The organism is Streptomyces sp. NPDC058678 (assembly GCF_042714835.1).
Classification (GTDB): Bacteria; Actinomycetota; Actinomycetes; order Streptomycetales; family Streptomycetaceae; genus Streptomyces.
Genome location: NZ_JBHXSG010000004.1, coordinates 116,872 through 132,772 on the forward strand (window position 1 = coordinate 116,872; position 15,901 = coordinate 132,772).

Here is a 15,901-nt window from a genome sequence, read left to right on the forward strand (position 1 = left end):
CCGCTATCACCATTCAACGCCCAGGCCGACCCTGCATCCCGAGCGGACCGCAAAACACTCCCGGGCGGAACGAAGAGACCCCCGCCCGGCTCGGGATGCCCTGGCGATCACCCCGGCGTCTAATGGCGATATCGGACGACTCGGCCGACCGGAAGACGAGGCCCATGTCACCTACACCCACCCGGACCGGGGACGAGGGAGGGGAAACCGCGGCTCCGGGGGCACTGCGGCGGCTGGGGGAGTGGTGCGCACGGCACTTCGTGATCGTCGTCGTGGCCTGGCTCGTGGTCCTGGGGGCACTGGAGGCCCTGAACCACTCACACGGCGGCACCTACTCCGACAACTTCTCCCTCCCCGGCGTGCAGTCCCAGGAGGGCCTCGACGTCCTGAAGGAGCACGACCCGGCAGCGGGCGGCTACAGCAGCCAGATCGTCCTGCACGACGGGCAGAAAGCCCTGACCTCGCTGAGTTCGCAGATGTCGACGACCGTCGGCGACCTGCAGAAACTGCCGCACGTCCTGGCCGTCCAGAATCCGCTGTCCGGTCAGGCCTCGAAGGTCGGCCCGATCACTTCGGACGGAAAGACGGCGTACATCACGGTCCGGTTCGACGTGCAGCCCTCCACCCTCGGCGACGCCTACCTGGACGGCGTCGACAACGCCGTCCAGCCGCTTCGCGCGGCCGGCGCCGAGGTCGAGTACGGCGGACCGCTCGGCGAACTGGCCCGGCCGGCCGCCGACGACCGGGTGAGCGAACTGATCGGCTTCGCGGTGGCGATCGTCGTCCTGCTGGTCGGCTTCGGCAGCGTCCTCGCCGCCGGGCTGCCCCTGCTGACCGCGCTGATCAGCGTCATCGGCGGGCTTGCCTGTCTCGGCCTGCTCGCCGCGGCCTTCACTTTCGCCACCGTCTCGCCGACCCTGGCCACGATGATCGGGCTCGGCGTCGGCATCGACTACGCCCTGTTCCTGATCACCCGTCACCGGCAGAACCTCATGGACGGCAAGGATCCCGTCGGATCCGCGGGGCAGGCCGCCGCCACCAGCGGACGCGCCGTCCTGGTCTCCGGCTGCACGGTGATCGTCGCCCTCGCCGGGTTGTCCGCGTCCGGGGTGTCGTTCATCAGCAAACTCGGAGTGGCCGCCGCCGTGACGGTCGTCTCGGCCGTGCTGGGCGCGCTGACCCTGGTTCCGGCGCTGCTGGGCCTCATCGGCACCCGCATCGACCGCTACCGGGTGAAGCACCCCGTCGCCGAGACCGACGCCGCCGCGGGTGCCGTGTCCGAGGGCACCTGGCACCGCTACGCCCAGCGGGTCGCCCGGCGGCCGTGGCGCTTCCTGGCCGCGGGCGTCACGACCGTCGTCATCCTCGCCATCCCGGTCCTGTCCATCCAGCTCGGCCACATCGGTGACGGAGCCGACCCCACGTCCTTCACCGACCGGCGGGCCTACGACCTGATGACCGACGCGTTCGGGCCCGGCTCCAACGGGCCCCTCACCGTCGTCATCGACCAGACCTCCGTACCGTCGTCACAACGCGACACGCTCACCTCCACGGCGCAGAAGACCCTCAACGCCGTCGCCGGCGCCTCCACGGTCACCACGCTGACACCCACCCAGGACGGCGACGTCCTCATCGCCACGGTCTACTCGGAAAAGTCCCCGCAGAGCGCCGACACCACCGACCTGACCAACCGTCTCGTCGACGACACCCTTCCCGCCGCGGTCTCCGGTACGGACGCCAAGGGCTACGTCACCGGAACGACAGCGGCCCAGGTCGACTTCCGGGACATCGTCGCGAGCCGGCTGCCCCTCATCATCGGCGTCGTCGTCGCCCTGTCCTTCCTGATCATCCTCATCGTCTTCCGCGGTTTGCTCGTGGCGCTCAAGGCGGCCGTCCTCAACGTGCTCTCGATCACCGCCTCCTACGGCGTCGTCGTCGCCGTCTTCCAGTGGGGCTGGGGCGGGCCCGCGCTCGGCGTCTCCGGCAAGGTGCCCATCGAGAGCTACGTACCGATGATGATGTTCGCCATCATCTTCGGGCTCAGCATGGACTACGAGATCTTCCTGCTCTCCCGCGTCCACGAGGCCTGGCTGCGCACCGGCGACGCCAAGGCCTCGGTCGCCCACGCCCTGGAGATCACCGCGCGGGTCATCTCCTGCGCCGCGCTGATCATGGTGAGCGTCTTCGCGGCCTTCATCGTCAGCGACAACATCGTGGTGAAGATGCTGGGGCTGGGCCTGGCGGTGAGCGTCCTCATCGACGCCACCGTCGTACGGCTGCTCATGGTCCCCGCGGTGATGACCCTGCTGGGACGGCACGCCTGGTGGACACCCCGCCTGCTCGACCGGATCCTCCCGCACATCGACACCGAGGGGGAGCGCGAGCGGACCTGAGACCTCAGGGACCCTTCAGCCGCCCCGGTGCCAGGACGAGCATCGTGACGTCGTCGTTGAGGGCCCGGCTGTAGCCGACGAGGTCCGCCCACACGTGCACCGCCAGGGCGGCCGGGTCCTCGTCGGGGAAGCCCGTGAGCCGCTCGGTCAGGGGATAGAACACACCGGCCGCGTCCCTGGCCTCGGTGACCCCGTCGGAGGCGAGGAAGAGCCGGTCCCCGGCCCGCAGCGGCACCGTCCGGCCGACCGGCGGCACGGCGTCGGCCAGCCCGAGACCGAGCGGGCTCCCCACCGGGACGTCCAGTTCGACGACCTGCCCGTCCCGCAGCAGGACGGGAGCGGGATGCCCGCACGCCACGATCCGCACCGCCCGCCCGTCCGCGGCGAACTCCAGTAGGACGGCCGTCGCGAACAGCTCGGAGTGCCGTTCGCCCGCCGAGTCCAGCTCGAGCCTGCGGTCCAGCCTGGCGGCCACCGCCTCCGGGTCCGGCTGGTCGAGCACCGCCTCCCGGAACGCCCCCAGCAGCGCGGCGACCGTCGCGACGGCCGACAGCCCGTGCCCCTGCACGTCACCCATGACCGCCCGGACGCCGAAAGGCCCCTCCCGCACGTCGAAGAAGTCACCCCCGACCAGCGTCCCGCGCTGCGCCGCCCGGTACAGGCCCGCACACCGCACGGGTCCCACGTACGGTGGCAGCGGCGGCATCACGGCGTGCTGCGCGGCCTGGGCCACCGCCCGCTCGGTGACCAGCTGGGCGTCACGACGGCTGCGCACGAACGACACGAACACGCTCAGCGCGGCCACGAAGCACACGGTGAGCAGGTCGGTGCTGCCGGGATCGTTCAGGCGGAAGGCCGGCACGAACAGCACCGCCACCACCAGACCGCCGAGCACCGCGGTGGCCGCCGGACCGTAGGACAGGACGGCCAGCGGAGGGATCGCGCCCAGCACGAACCCGATGTCGAGCGGTTCGGAACTGATGAGGGTCGCCGCGCACACGCTCGCCAGCAGCGCGGCCGGCAGTACCCGCACCCAGCCCGGCGGCGGGGCACCCCGCAGCCAGCCACGCCGGTCCCGTTCGGGGCGCGCCCATCGGCCGCGCACTGTGCTCACACACCTACGCTGCTACGTCGGCCCCCGTACCGCATGCCGGGGGCGTGGCGGCCTCTCGAACGGAGTGAGCGTCAGCCGAGCCCCCGCGGGCGCCGTGTCCTGGATGTGCGAGGCGAAGTCGGCCACGTCGTGGAAGGCGAAGCCGTACGCCCTGCCGTCCTCGGTGGCCGCGTGCGTTCAATTCGGAAGCAAGGGCCATTCAAGCGGTGTACGGTGAGGCGCCAAGCCCCGAGACGACGGAAGGAGGCGAGTGCCGTGCAGATCACCACGACCACCCAGCGCTCCCTTTCCGCTGCCCCGGCGTGCTTCGTCTGACCGGGAGCGCTCCACGCAACATGCTCCTCGGAGGACACACCCATGACCGACTCGGTCATCCGCGCGCTCGACGAGCGCGACGCCCATCTTTTCGACGCTCTGCCCGACCCGCTCGGCGCACGCGAGGGACACCGGACCACCCGGCACCGCCCCGACTGGAAGCGGGTCGCCCTGCGCGACGGCGCGGTCGTGGCGCGCGGCGCCTGGTGGGGCGGACCCGACGACGCCGAACCCCTCACCATCAACTGGTTCGACGTGGCCGAAGGCGAGGAGGAGGCCGGCGCCGAACTCCTGCGCACCGCCCCCTGGCAGGTCGAACTCGAACTCAACCTGCCCGGAGGCTGGCGCGAGGACCCCGCCCTGCGCGCCGCCGCCGAGACCCGCTTCACCGCCGCGCGCAAGGCCGGATACGAGCTCCTGGTGGAACGCTTCCTGTACCGCTGGACACCGGAGTGCGGCCTGCCCGAACGGCCCGGCCGACTCGTCTTCCGCCCGGAACCGGACGACGAGGTCTTCCTCGACGCCCTGCGCCGCATCCACTCCGTCACGCTGGACGCGCACGCCCTGCGGGCCATCGAGGAGGGCGGAGTGGACCAGGCGGCCCAGGAGGAACTCGACTTCTTCCACTGGTGCCCGTCACCGCGGGAATGGTGGCAGGTGGCCCACACCCCGCAGGGAGACCCGGTCGGCATCCACATCCCGGCGCACAACCCGTCGGGCCCCTGCGTCGGCTTCATCGGAGTCCTGCCGCAGCACCGAGGACACGGTTACGCCTACGACCTCCTGGCGGAGTGCACCCACTTCCTGGTCGAGCAGGGCGCGGAGTTCGTCTCCGCCGCCACGGACCAGGGCAACTTCCCGATGGCCGCCAACTTCACCAAGGCGGGCTTCCCCGTCGTACGGGAGCGCATCAACTTCCAGGCGCCGCGCACCGACTGAGGTGGGGTAGGCCTTCCCGGCGCCGGCAGACGGTTCGGGCCGTCTGTCAGTGCCGGGTGACATCCTGATCGTCGGGTGGATCGGCGGCGGGTGACGGAGGCGCGATGGGGTTGGACGGCGAGGTCTGGCGGGTGCGCAGCGGCGAGGAGGCGGTCGGGGAGATTTTGATCGACGACGTCGACTTCCCCTGGCTCGCGGGCCGGTTCACGGCCGGTCCGGCGTACGGCGCGGTCCAGGAGCTGTTCGCCCGCGAACTCGCCCTGGCGGAGCGGGACGACGAGGAGCACTGGAAGGAGTGGGAGGCGGCCTACGACGAGATCCGGCGCCGTGTGTCGCTGTCCTCGCCGGACGGCCCGGTGCCCGAGTTCCTGTTGCACATCGAGGGAGACCGGGCCTGGTTCCGGTGGAGTGACGAGCCGTTCGGCGACTAGCCGTTCGCCGACCAGTTGGTGAGCGGCGCTCGAGGTGGGACGCCGTTCCCGGCCGGAGGTCAGCCGCCGTCCAGCATGCCTTCGGCCGCCGCGAGGATCTCGGTGACCCGCAGCCCGAACCGGGCGTCGCAAGGGTGCGGGCCGCCGGTGCGGGCGGCGTCGAGCAGGGCGTCCGCAGCGCGGGAGAAGGCGGTGAGGACTCCCTCGGAGCTCTCCGGAAGCGGCGTCACCCCGGACTCGCCCCTCAGCTCCAGGACGACTCCCGCCGCGGCGGTCGGGGCCGTGAGGCTCAGCGTCAGCGTGCTCGACGCACCGCCCGCGTGGTCGAGGACCAGGTGCACGGTGTCGCCCGGGCCGTGTGCGGCCGCCGCCACCCGCCGGACGTCGCCGAGCACCGGCAGCAGCACGGACAGCGCATGCGGGCCCACGTCCCACAGGGCGCCCTTCGCACGCCGCCACGGCGAGTCCGCGAAGGGGCTGTCACTGGTGAACACCGAGCCCAGCCACTCGGCCCGCCCGGTGAACCAGCCCCGCGCACCCGCCTGTTCGGCGATCCACGTCTCCGTCTCCGACTGGAAGCGCGTGGTGAAGAAGACGACGGAGGCGACGCCGGCCGCCTCGACGGCCTCGACCACCGCCCGCCCCTCCTCCACGGTCGCGGCGATGGGCTTGTCCAGCAGCAGATGACACCCCGCCCGCGCGGCCCGCACCGCGAGCTCCGCCTGCACGGCCGGCGGCAGGGCCACGGCCACCGCGTCCACGTCGGCGAACAGCACGTCCACGTCGTCGTAGACCCGCGTGCCGTGCAGGTCGGCCAGTTCCTTGGCCGCGTCCGTGCGACGGCCCCACACCCCGACGAAGTCCAGCCCGTCGTGTGCGCTCAGGGCTGGGGCGTGGGCCATCCGGGCCCAGGGTCCGGTACCGAGCAGTCCGATGCGCATGCCGCCGCCTCTCCACGCCGCACGACCTGGTGACGACCGGCTCCGCGGGCGCCGAGGGTGAGCGTGTCACACCGGCCGGGCGCACGAGCAAGCCCCCCTGCGGCGGCCGACGGTGGGACGGGGCGGCGTCACGAGACCGGTGACATTGCCGGTCCCCGTGCCGGGGGTGCCCGCCGACAGTGGCACGACCAGCCCTCCGCGGCACCCGCCGTCCCGGCACACCCGTGTGTGCCGGCCCCCGGCCGGGCGGCCGCCCCCACAGAAGAGGACGACTCGTCGTGCCCCAGCACCCGCAGAACACCGCACCTCCCGGGACATCCCACCCGTCCCCGCACGGCGTCGGCCGCCCCAGGGCCCACCGGTTCACCGGTGCCCTGGCGGCGATCGCCGCGACCGTGGGGCTCGGCACCCTCGCCGCCCCCGGAGCGCAGGCGGCGGACAACCCGTACGAGCGCGGCCCGGCACCCACCAACGCCTCCATCGAGGCGCTGCGCGGTCCCTACGCCGTCTCCGAGACGACCGTCTCCCGCGCCGCCGTCACCGGGTTCGGCGGCGGCACGATCTACTACCCGACGAGCACCGGTGACGGCACCTTCGGAGCCGTCGTCGTCTCGCCCGGCTACACCGGCACCCAGTCCTCCATCGCCTGGCTGGGACCGCGCCTGGCGTCCCAGGGCTTCGTCGTCTTCACCATCGACACCCTCACCACCCTGGACCAGCCGGACTCCCGGGGCCGTCAACTGCTCGCCGCCCTCGACCACCTCACCGAACGCAGCCCGGTGCGCACCCGCGTCGACAGCAGCCGGCTCGGCGTCATGGGGCACTCGATGGGCGGCGGCGGCAGCCTCGAGGCCGCGAAGTCCCGGCCCTCGCTCCAGGCGGCGATCCCGCTGACGCCCTGGAACGTCGACAAGTCCTGGCCCGAGATCAGCACACCCACCCTGATCGTCGGCGCCGACGGCGACTCGGTGGCACCGGTCGCGAGCCACGCCGAGCCCTTCTACAGCAGCCTGCCCTCCTCCCTCGACCGCGCGTACCTGGAGCTGAACAACGCCACCCACTTCTCGCCGAACACGTCGAACACGACGATCGCCAAGTACAGCGTTTCCTGGCTCAAGCGGTTCATCGACAACGACACCCGCTACGAGCAGTTCCTGTGCCCGCTGCCGCGGCCGAGCCTGACGATCGAGGAGTACCGCGGCAACTGCCCGCACGGCTCCTGACGCGGGCGACGGCATTGTGCCGGTGCCCAGCCTCCCCGGCGGGCGTCCGTGCACCGGCACAAGCCGTCCGCCCGTTCGGACGTGCGGCTTCCGCCTCTCGTTACGGGTCAGTAGCGTCGCGGGAATGACCGGACCCAGGACCGTGCCGACGACGGACGGACCGAACCGGGCGGAGAGGTACACGGCGGCGGCCGAGCAGGCGCTGCTCGCCGGACGCCCGCACCGGGCGCTGCGGCTGCTCGCCGCGACGGGTGGCGGCGCGGCACCGGCCGCGGTGCGCGGCCGCGCCGAACTGGTTCGGGGGCTGGCGGGGCTGCGCGACGGCCCAGTGGGTGACGCCCACGCGTCCCTGATGCTCGCCGCGGCCCTGCTCGGTCCCGACGCTCCCGGACAGTCCGCCCGTGCCGCTCTCGCCGCCGCGGACGCTGCGTGGGCGGCGGGCGACCGGGCGGCCTGCCTCAGGGCGCTCGGGTGCGAGGCCGCCGACGGCGACCCTCACCACAACACCCGGCTCTTCCCGTCGGCGGGCGTCGGGACGGACCGGGGACGCGGCGGGTACGACCCGGTGCGCGACCACGCGCTCGGGATGTGCGCCGTACTGGAGGCGCGCTTCGACCGGGCGGCCGTACCGCTGCACCGTGTGGTCGAGTACGCCCGCACCGGTGACAAGCCGGAAGGGCTGCTGCGGTCGGCGGCCGCTGCCCTCCTGCTCGGGGACCTGGGCGCGGCCCGCCGAGTCGGCGCGCGGGCCCTGGCGGCGGCCCGGAACCGGGGGGCCGCGGCGCTCGTACCGCTGGCACTGGAGTACCTGGCGTACGCCGAGTTGCGCGCGGGCCGGCACGCGCAGGCCCGCGCCCATGCCGGCCAGGGCCTGCGCGCCGCCCTGCGAGCGGGACAGCGCAACACGGCGGCCCACCACCACGCCGTGCTCGCCCTGGCCGCGTCCATCGAAGGGGACACCGGCTCGGTCGCCGGGCATGCCACGGCCGCGCTGGGGATCGCCCGTCGGCACGGTCTGGCCCAGGCGGCCACGCTGGCGCAGTGGGCGTCGGCCCGCGCCGATCTGGGGCGCGGCCGCCCCCTCGACGCCGCCGACCGGCTCGGCCCGCTGGTGCACCCCGGCCCCCGGCGCGGGCACTTCGCGGTGTGGATGCTCGCGGTGCCCTGCTATGTGGAGGCCGCCGTGCTCGCCGGGTGCCCCGACGGCACCCGGACGGTCCTGGAGGAGTTCGCCCGGTGGGCGGCCTTAGGAGCCGATCCGCAGGCTCCCGCCCAGCTGGCCCGCTGCCAGGCCCTGCTCGCCGGTCCGGACGAGGCCGACGCGCTCTACCGCCGGGCGCTGACCCTGCACGACGAGGCGGGCGGCGACTTCGAACGGGCCCGTACCGAACTCCTGTACGGGAAATGGCTGCGCCGCCGGCGCAGGCTGCGGGAGGCACGCGACCGCCTCGGGGCCGCACTCGTCGGCTTCGACCGCTGCGGCGCGCGGGTGTGGGCACAGCAGACCGGCGGGGAGCTGCGGGCGCACGGGACCGCTCCCTGCCCGACCGGTTCGGACGCGCTGTCCCGCCTGACGCCGCAGCAACTGCGCGTCGCGCGGTACGTGGCCGAGGGCGCCACCAATCGGGAGGTGGCGCTGCGGCTGGCCGTGAGCACCCGCACCGTCGACTACCACCTGCGCAACGTCTTCGCCGCCCTCGGCCTGCGCTCCCGGGTCGAACTGGCGCGCATGGTCGATCAGGCGGAACAGACCGGTGCACGACCCTAGGGACCGACCGGACGGTATGCCATCCTTCGGGGCAGGACGCCTCGGGTGGCAGGCGCCGCGGGAAGAACCTCGGACCGGCAGGGAGTCCGCCGCGGACGCCGTGCCGCGCCGCCGAAAGTGGGGGAGGACCGTGATGCACCAAGCCGTACGGCCACGAACAGCGCTGCGCCCAGGACCGGCGCCCGGTCCACAGCCGCGGACCCGGCGCGTACGGTCGCTGATCGACGCCGACGCCCTGCACGTCCTGCACCGCGCCGCCCGGGTGCTGCTGGACGACCTGCCCGACCTGACCGACCGCCTGCTGGCCGTCCTCCAGGAGCAGGAACCGGCCTACCGGGCCGCACGGGAGAGCGACCCCGTCGGGACCTGGCAGGAAGTGCACCGCTCACTGCGGCACAGCGTGACCTCACTGATCGATCCCCGCAGCGCCCGGGACGCGGCCCGCCGCTGCTCGTGGAAGATCGGAGCCACCCGTGCCGAACAGGGCCTGCCGCTGGACGCCCTGCTGCACGCCTTCCGCCTCGGCGGGTCGCTGGTGTGGCAGGGGCTGGTGGAGGAGACCTCCCGGACCGCTCCCGAGGACGTACGCCTCCTCGTCCATGTGGCGTCCGACGTCTGGAACTTCGTCGACGAGCACTGCTCGCTCGTCGCGGACGCCTACCGGCAGGTCGAGCGGCAGTTGACCTGGCGGCGCGAGAACCGGGTGCGACTGCTGGCCGCCGCCCTGCTCGACGGCACCAGCCGCATCGCCGACCTGCCCGAGACCGCCCAGGCGCTCGACCTGCCCGAACACGGGCGGTACGCCGTCGTCGCGGTCGCCGGCCCGGACCCCGCCGGCTGCGCCGGCGCCCGAGCCGCCGCCGTGCCCGACGGCCTGCGCGTCCACTGGCACACCGGCGTGGAGGTGGACTACGGGATCGTCCTGGTCGGCAGCGGCGACCCGCCGGAGCCCGCGCCCCGGCCGGACGGACCCGCGGCGGGCGCGAAGATCGGCGTCGGTGGTGTCGTCGAAGGGCTGGCCGGCATCGGTGACGCCCGCAGGCAGGCCGACACCGCGCTCGGCATCTGTCCCGCCGGCGGCGGGGCGGTTCGGCTGACCGAGCACCTCCCCGCCGCCCTCGTCGTCACCAGTCCGGAACTGGGCAGGGCCCTCGCCGACCGGGTGCTCGGTCCGCTGCTGCGCCTGGAGCCGGGGGACCGGGACGTGCTGCTGGAGACGCTGGCCACCTGGCTCGCCTGCGACGGCTCCGCGCAGCGGGCCGGCGAGCGGCTCTACTGCCACCGCAACACCGTGCTGAACCGGCTGCGGCGCTGTGAGCACCTGACGGGCCGGTCGCTGGCCCGTCCCACGGACGTGGTGGAGATCAGCCTGGCCCTCACCGCCCGCCGGCTGCTGTGCGGCTGACGGCGAGCGCTGTCCTGTACCCCCTGGGCAGCCGCACAAGGTCACGGGCCGGTCGCTGGCCCGCCCCACCGGCGTGGTGGAGATCAGCCTGGCCCTCACCGCCCGCCGGCTGCTGTGCGGCTGACGGCGAGCGCTGTCCTGTACCCCCTGGGCAGCCGCACAAGGCCACCGGGCGGGCACTGGGACGGCGCAGCGACCACGCCCCAAGTCCTGTACCGGCGGTCGGCCCCCGTGCTGTCGTGAGCTCCCCTTCCCCCGCAGCCCGTGCCGCCCGGCACGGAAACCAGGAGCCGCGATGCCCGCAAGTCCACCGGACGAGGAAGCCGCCCTGCACGTCGAGAACCTCGACGTCACCTACGGCCGTGCCCTGTCCGCCCTCCGCTCGGTGTCACTGACCGTCCCGCACGGCGGCGTCGTCACCCTGCTCGGCGCCAACGGCGCCGGCAAGACGACCCTGCTGCGCGCGGTGTCGGGCACGCTCCGGCTGCATCGCGGGACGATCACAGGTGGCCGCATCCGCTACGGAGACACGGAGCTCGACGGCCGGGACCCGGTCGCCGCGGTACGCGCCGGAGTCGTCCAGGTGCCCGAGGGCAGGCGCGTGTTCGCCGGGCTCACCGTCGACGAGAACCTGCGCAGTGGGGGCCTCGGCCTCGGCCGGCGCAGCCCGGCACTCGTCCGCGACGGCCGGGACCGGGTGTTCGCCCTCTTCCCTCGCCTCGCCGAACGCACCCAGCAGGCCGCCGGCCTGCTGTCCGGGGGAGAACAGCAGATGCTGGCCATCGGCCGCGCCCTGATGGCGGCCCCCCGCCTGCTCCTGCTCGACGAACCCTCACTCGGCCTGGCTCCGCAGATGGTGCACCGGATCGCCGAAGTCGTCCGCGAGATCAACGCCCAGGGCACGGCCGTCCTGCTGGTCGAACAGAACGCGGGCATGGCGCTCTCGCTCGCGGACCACGCCCATGTCCTGGAGGTGGGCGAGGTCCGGTTGTCCGGGCCCGCCGACGAGCTGGCCCGCACCGACGCGGTGCGCCGCCTGTACCTCGGCGAGCAGACCGGCACCGACGACCCCGCCGACGCCGGTCAGGGGGCCGCGTGAGCACCTCCGCACAGCGACCGCGAGCCACCGAGCCCCCCGAGCTGCGGGTCCGGGACGTCACCGTGCGCTTCGCCGGACTCACCGCGCTCGACGACGTGTCCTTCACCGTCTCCCCGGGGTCGGTGCACGCCCTCATCGGACCCAACGGGGCCGGCAAGTCCACCTGCTTCAACGTTTTGTCCGGCCTGTGCCGGCCCGCCTCCGGCACCGTCGTGCTCGGGGACGCGGAACTGACCCGGCTCCCGCCGCACCGGATCGCCGCCCTGGGCGTGGCGCGAACCTTCCAGAACATCGTCACCACCGAGGGAACCGTCGCGGACAATCTCATGCTCGGCCGGCACGTGCTGTCCCGCGCCGGTTTCACGGCCAGCGCCCTGCGCCTGCCGTGGGCCGCCCGGGAACAGCGCGAACACCTCGCCAGGACGCGCGAGATCGCCGAACTCACCGGCCTGGGAAAGCACTTCGACACGCCGGTCGCGCTGCTGCCGTACGGCGACCGCAAGCGCGTGGAGTTCGCCCGCGCCCTGTGCCTGGAACCGAGCGTGCTGCTCCTCGACGAGCCCGTGGCCGGCATGAACGCCGCCGAACGCGCCCGCGCCGCCGAGGCCGTCCAGAACGTCCGTACCGAACTCGGCCTGTCCGTCGTCCTCGTGGAGCACGACATGGGCCTGGTCATGCGTCTCGCCGACGAGGTCACCGTCCTCGACTTCGGCCGCCGCATCGCCGGCGGAACGCCCGACGAGGTCCGGCGCGACCCCGAGGTGCTGCGCGCCTACCTCGGCACCGAAACCCCGCAGGAGGACGTGGCATGACCGGACTCCTCGACAACCTCCTGAACGGCCTCGCCCTCGGCTCGGTCTACGCACTCGTCGCCCTCGGCTTCGTCGTCATCTTCAAGGCGTCGGGCGTACTGAACTTCGCCCACGGCTCCCTGCTCCTGCTCGGCGGCTACCTCACCGCGGTCCTGCACGACGACCTCGGCTTCGCCGGTGCGCTGGCCCTCGCCGTGGTGGTGACGGCGACCGTGGCCGGAGCGCTCGACCGCCTCCTGCTGCAGCGCGGCGAGCCGGATCCGCACGCCGCCCATGTGCAGACCATCGTGACCATCGGCATCGACATCGTCCTGGTGACCGACCTGTCCCGGCGTATCGGGGGCGACCTGCTGTCCCTGGGAGACCCCTGGGGCGACTCGGTGCACGACCTCGGACCGGTGACCGTCGCCGACAGCAGGCTCGCCGCGATCGTCGTGTCGGCCGTGGTCATCGGCGCGGTGTTCGCCCTCTTCCGGTTCACCGCCTGGGGGCTGTCCCTGCGGGCCGCGGCCGAGGACAGGGAGGCCGCCGCCCTGATGGGCGTGAGGCTGGCACGGGTGCGCACCCTCGCCTGGTGCCTGGCAGGCGCTCTCGCCGCACTGGCCGCGGTCTTCCTCGTCGCCTTCCCTGCGCCCGGACTGGAGCGCACCACCGGCCAGATCGCCCTCAAGGCCTTCCCGGCCGCGATCCTCGGCGGCATGACCTCACCGGCCGGCGCCCTCGCCGGCAGCATGCTGATCGGCCTGACCGAGGCCCTCGTCGCCGGCTACCAGTCCGAACTGCACGTCCTGGGCGAGGGATTCGGCGACGTCGCCCCGTACGCCGTGATGGTGCTGGTGCTCCTCGTACGGCCCACCGGGCTGTTCGGCGCGAGAGGAGCGGCACGTGTCTGAATCCACCTCCGCGGCCCGGGCTCTGCACTGGGGGAGGAGAGGCGTTCCCCTCGTCCTCCTGTGCGTCCTGCCCTTCTACCTGGACGCCTTCTGGCTGCGCATCGGCCTGTTCTCGCTGGCGGCGGCCATCGGTGCCGTCGGCCTCGGCCTGCTGACCGGGACCGCGGGACAACTCTCCCTCGGCCACGCCTTCTTCCTCGCCGTTGGGGCGTACGGCTACGTGTGGCTCGCGGGAGAGCCCGGACCGGGGCTCCCGCCTGCCCTCGCCCTCGTCCTGGCGGTGCTCCTCGCCGGAGCGGCGGGCGGACTGTTCAGCCCCGTCGCCGGCCGGGTGCGCGGCATCTACCTGGGCGTCGCCACGCTCGCCCTGGTGTTCCTCGGCCACCACGTCCTGCTGACCGCCGACTCCGTCACCGGCGGATTCAACGGCCGCTCGGTCCCGCCACTGCCGGGCTTCACCGACAGCGACCCCCAACTGGTGCTGCTCGGCGTGCCGTTCGGCGCGGCGGAACGGCTGTGGTACCTCGGCCTGGCACTGTTCGCCCTCACCTGGTTCACGGCGCGCGGCCTGCTGCGCGGGCGCCCCGGCCGGGCCCTGGCGGCGCTGCGCGACAGCGAGACGGCGGCCGCGGTGATGGGCGTGCACGTGGCCCGGTACCGCTCGGCGGCCTTCGTCGTGTCCTCGATGTACGCGGGACTGGCCGGGGTACTGCTGGCACTCGCCTTCCGCCGGGTCGTGCCGGACTACTTCGTCCTGGCCCTCTCCGTCGACTACCTCGCCATGATCGTCATCGGCGGCCTGGGCTCCGTGGCGGGAGCCACCGCGGGAGCCGTCTTCGTCACCGCGCTTCCACTGCTGATGACGCGCTACGCCGACCAACTGCCGCTGGTGACGGCGCCGGGAGCGTCCGACGGCGTCGTCGGCCCGACCGAGGCGGCCCGCTACCTCTACGGCGCGGCGATCGTCCTGGTGCTGCTGTACACCCCCGGCGGACTGCACGGCCTGACCCGACGACTGCGCACCGGACGCTCTCCGAAACACCCACCGGCGCCCGCGCCCTCCTCCCAGGGATCCACCCCAGCCGTACGAGCCAAGGAGCACACCCCGTGAACGTCACGCACCACAGGAACCGCCTCACCGCCGTCGCCACCGCCGCGGCCGTCGCCCTGCTGATGGCGGGCTGCAGCTCCAAAGCCGGCGGCCAGAGCACCGGCGACGGCGCCGACGGCGTGAAGACGGGCCCCGGCGTCACCGACAAGACCGTCAGGCTCGGCGCGCTGACCGACCTGACCGGCCCCTACGCCACCCTCGGCAAGAGCATCGTGCAGGCGCAGAAGATGTGGGCCGACGAGACCAACGCCAAGGGCGGCGTGTGCGGCCGCAAGGTCGAGATCGTCGTCAAGGACCACGGCTACGACGTGCAGAAGGCCGTCACCGCGTACGCCGACATCTCGGCGGACGTGGTGGCGCTGCCCCAGGTCATCGGATCGCCCGTCGTCGCCGCGCTCCTGGACGACATCGAGCGCGACCACCTGCTGACCTTCCCGCAGGCCTGGGCGGCCTCCCTCCTCGGCAAGGACTCCGTCCAGGTCCTGGGCACCACGTACGACGTCGACATGATCGCCGCCGTCGACTTCCTCACCCGGACGAAGGGACTCGGCAAGGGCGACACGATCGGCCACGTGTACTTCGAGGGCGACTACGGGGCCAACGCGCTGGAAGGCTCCCGCTGGGCGGCGGAGCAGGCGGGTCTGAAGATCGCCGGCCAGAAGATCAAGGCCACCGACACCGACCTGTCCGCGCAGGTGTCCGCGCTGCGCAAGGCGGGCGTGAAGGCCGTCCTCATCAGTGCGGGACCGGCCCAGACGGCCTCCCTGACCGGGGTCGCCGCCTCCCGGGGGCTGCGCGTGCCGATCGTCAGCAGCGCCCCGGGCTTCGCGCCCCAGCTGATGAAGACGCCCGCGGCGGCCGCGCTGGAGGCCATGCTGCACGTGGTGAGCGCCGCACCGGCGGTGAGCTCCGACCTGCCGGCGGTGCGCCGCATGGTCGCCGCGTACGGGAAGAAGTACCCCGGCTCCCCGGTCGACTCCGGCGTGCTGTCCGGATACAACGCCGCCCAACTCCTGGGCGCCGACCTGGAGAAGGCCTGCAAGGCGGGCAGCCTGGCCAGGGAGGACGTGGTCAAGGCACACCGCGCGCAGAAGAACGCCGACACCGGCCTCGGCTCACCGCAGGACTTCTCCGACGTGGCCCGGCCCGCGAGCCTGTCCACCTATGTGTTGCGGCCCGACCCGAAGGCGGTCGGCGGGCTGGTGGGTGTGGAGGACGCGCACGGCGCCCCCGGAGTCGAGAAGTACCTCGCCTCGCGCAGTTCCTGAGGGCGCGCGGCACATGAGGTCGCGCGGGTTCTGACGTCGCGCAGGCTTACCGAGAACGGATTCAGCGCCCCGGCTGCTGAATCCGTTCTCGTTCTTCTATTGGACCTCCGGGGGCCGGTCCGGCGACGCTGGAGTGCGTTCGGCGCCGCCGCCCACGCAAGTCCGGCGCGTCGGACGCCGACGGGACCG

Annotated in this window: 12 protein-coding genes and 1 pseudogene; 11 read left to right on the forward strand and 2 right to left on the reverse strand. The window is 73.2% G+C overall.

All coding sequences use genetic code 11. The features are described from left to right. Positions 1-164: 164 nt before the first annotated feature. A complete protein-coding gene (locus ACFWWR_RS06240) occupies positions 165-2,393 on the forward strand; it encodes an MMPL family transporter (protein ID WP_384302210.1) in 2,229 nt (742 codons plus the stop codon). A 4-nt stretch (positions 2,394-2,397) separates the two neighbouring features. Here ACFWWR_RS06240 and ACFWWR_RS06245 read toward each other — a convergent pair whose 3' ends face one another. Next, positions 2,398-3,507: a PP2C family protein-serine/threonine phosphatase gene (locus ACFWWR_RS06245; RefSeq protein ID WP_383868040.1), complete on the reverse strand. Its 1,110-nt coding sequence runs from the start codon at positions 3,505-3,507 to the stop codon at positions 2,398-2,400. 357 nt (positions 3,508-3,864) lie between these two features. On the opposite strand from ACFWWR_RS06245, the gene ACFWWR_RS06250 reads away from it, so the two are divergent. Continuing rightward, the gene (locus tag ACFWWR_RS06250) at positions 3,865-4,761 is read left to right on the forward strand and encodes a GNAT family N-acetyltransferase (RefSeq protein ID WP_383868038.1); all 897 of its coding nucleotides are present in this window, start codon (positions 3,865-3,867) and stop codon (positions 4,759-4,761) included. A 104-nt stretch (positions 4,762-4,865) separates the two neighbouring features. Then, positions 4,866-5,192, forward strand: a complete 327-nt coding sequence (locus ACFWWR_RS06255; protein ID WP_384302212.1) for a hypothetical protein — start codon at positions 4,866-4,868, stop codon at positions 5,190-5,192. A 59-nt stretch (positions 5,193-5,251) separates the two neighbouring features. Here the strand turns inward: ACFWWR_RS06255 and ACFWWR_RS06260 are convergent, their stop codons facing one another. Next, positions 5,252-6,133: a Gfo/Idh/MocA family protein gene (locus ACFWWR_RS06260; protein ID WP_384302217.1), complete on the reverse strand. Its 882-nt coding sequence runs from the start codon at positions 6,131-6,133 to the stop codon at positions 5,252-5,254. 278 nt (positions 6,134-6,411) lie between these two features. On the opposite strand from ACFWWR_RS06260, the gene ACFWWR_RS06265 reads away from it, so the two are divergent. The 8 genes and pseudogenes from ACFWWR_RS06265 to ACFWWR_RS06300 all read left to right on the forward strand — a co-directional run bounded on the left by ACFWWR_RS06265 (position 6,412) and on the right by ACFWWR_RS06300 (position 15,712). Beyond that, on the forward strand, positions 6,412-7,356 hold the full coding sequence (locus ACFWWR_RS06265) for a dienelactone hydrolase family protein (RefSeq protein ID WP_384302219.1): 945 nt from the start codon (positions 6,412-6,414) through the stop codon (positions 7,354-7,356). A 55-nt stretch (positions 7,357-7,411) separates the two neighbouring features. After that, positions 7,412-9,124, forward strand: a pseudogene (locus ACFWWR_RS06270) (LuxR C-terminal-related transcriptional regulator); the annotation flags it as partial. Positions 9,125-9,257: 133 nt separating this feature from the next. After that, positions 9,258-10,529 (forward strand): PucR family transcriptional regulator, encoded by a 1,272-nt coding sequence (locus ACFWWR_RS06275; protein ID WP_383868030.1) that lies wholly within the window; start codon positions 9,258-9,260, stop codon positions 10,527-10,529. Between the two features lie 295 nt (positions 10,530-10,824). Next, the gene (locus tag ACFWWR_RS06280; protein WP_383868028.1) at positions 10,825-11,628 is read left to right on the forward strand and encodes an ABC transporter ATP-binding protein; all 804 of its coding nucleotides are present in this window, start codon (positions 10,825-10,827) and stop codon (positions 11,626-11,628) included. Next, positions 11,625-12,440: an ABC transporter ATP-binding protein gene (locus ACFWWR_RS06285; RefSeq protein WP_383868026.1), complete on the forward strand. Its 816-nt coding sequence runs from the start codon at positions 11,625-11,627 to the stop codon at positions 12,438-12,440. The genes ACFWWR_RS06280 and ACFWWR_RS06285 overlap by 4 nt, the downstream gene beginning before the upstream one ends. Then, positions 12,437-13,333, forward strand: a complete 897-nt coding sequence (locus tag ACFWWR_RS06290; RefSeq protein ID WP_383868024.1) for a branched-chain amino acid ABC transporter permease — start codon at positions 12,437-12,439, stop codon at positions 13,331-13,333. Before ACFWWR_RS06285 ends, ACFWWR_RS06290 begins: the two co-directional genes overlap by 4 nt. Beyond that, the gene (locus tag ACFWWR_RS06295; RefSeq protein WP_383868022.1) at positions 13,326-14,444 is read left to right on the forward strand and encodes a branched-chain amino acid ABC transporter permease; all 1,119 of its coding nucleotides are present in this window, start codon (positions 13,326-13,328) and stop codon (positions 14,442-14,444) included. The genes ACFWWR_RS06290 and ACFWWR_RS06295 overlap by 8 nt, the downstream gene beginning before the upstream one ends. Continuing rightward, positions 14,441-15,712, forward strand: a complete 1,272-nt coding sequence (locus ACFWWR_RS06300; protein ID WP_383868020.1) for an ABC transporter substrate-binding protein — start codon at positions 14,441-14,443, stop codon at positions 15,710-15,712. Before ACFWWR_RS06295 ends, ACFWWR_RS06300 begins: the two co-directional genes overlap by 4 nt. Positions 15,713-15,901: the final 189 nt, after the last annotated feature.

Bases quoted from the DNA above. Each gene is read 5' to 3' on its own strand.
- ACFWWR_RS06240 (WP_384302210.1), top strand. From the start codon at position 165: ATGTCACCTACACCCACCCGGACCGGGGACGAGGGAGGGGAAACCGCG.
- ACFWWR_RS06250 (WP_383868038.1), top strand. From the start codon at position 3,865: ATGACCGACTCGGTCATCCGCGCGCTCGACGAGCGCGACGCCCATCTT.
- ACFWWR_RS06255 (WP_384302212.1), top strand. From the start codon at position 4,866: ATGGGGTTGGACGGCGAGGTCTGGCGGGTGCGCAGCGGCGAGGAGGCG.
- ACFWWR_RS06260 (WP_384302217.1), bottom strand. From the start codon at position 6,133: ATGCGCATCGGACTGCTCGGTACCGGACCCTGGGCCCGGATGGCCCAC.
- ACFWWR_RS06275 (WP_383868030.1), top strand. From the start codon at position 9,258: ATGCACCAAGCCGTACGGCCACGAACAGCGCTGCGCCCAGGACCGGCG.
- ACFWWR_RS06280 (WP_383868028.1), top strand. From the start codon at position 10,825: ATGCCCGCAAGTCCACCGGACGAGGAAGCCGCCCTGCACGTCGAGAAC.
- ACFWWR_RS06290 (WP_383868024.1), top strand. From the start codon at position 12,437: ATGACCGGACTCCTCGACAACCTCCTGAACGGCCTCGCCCTCGGCTCG.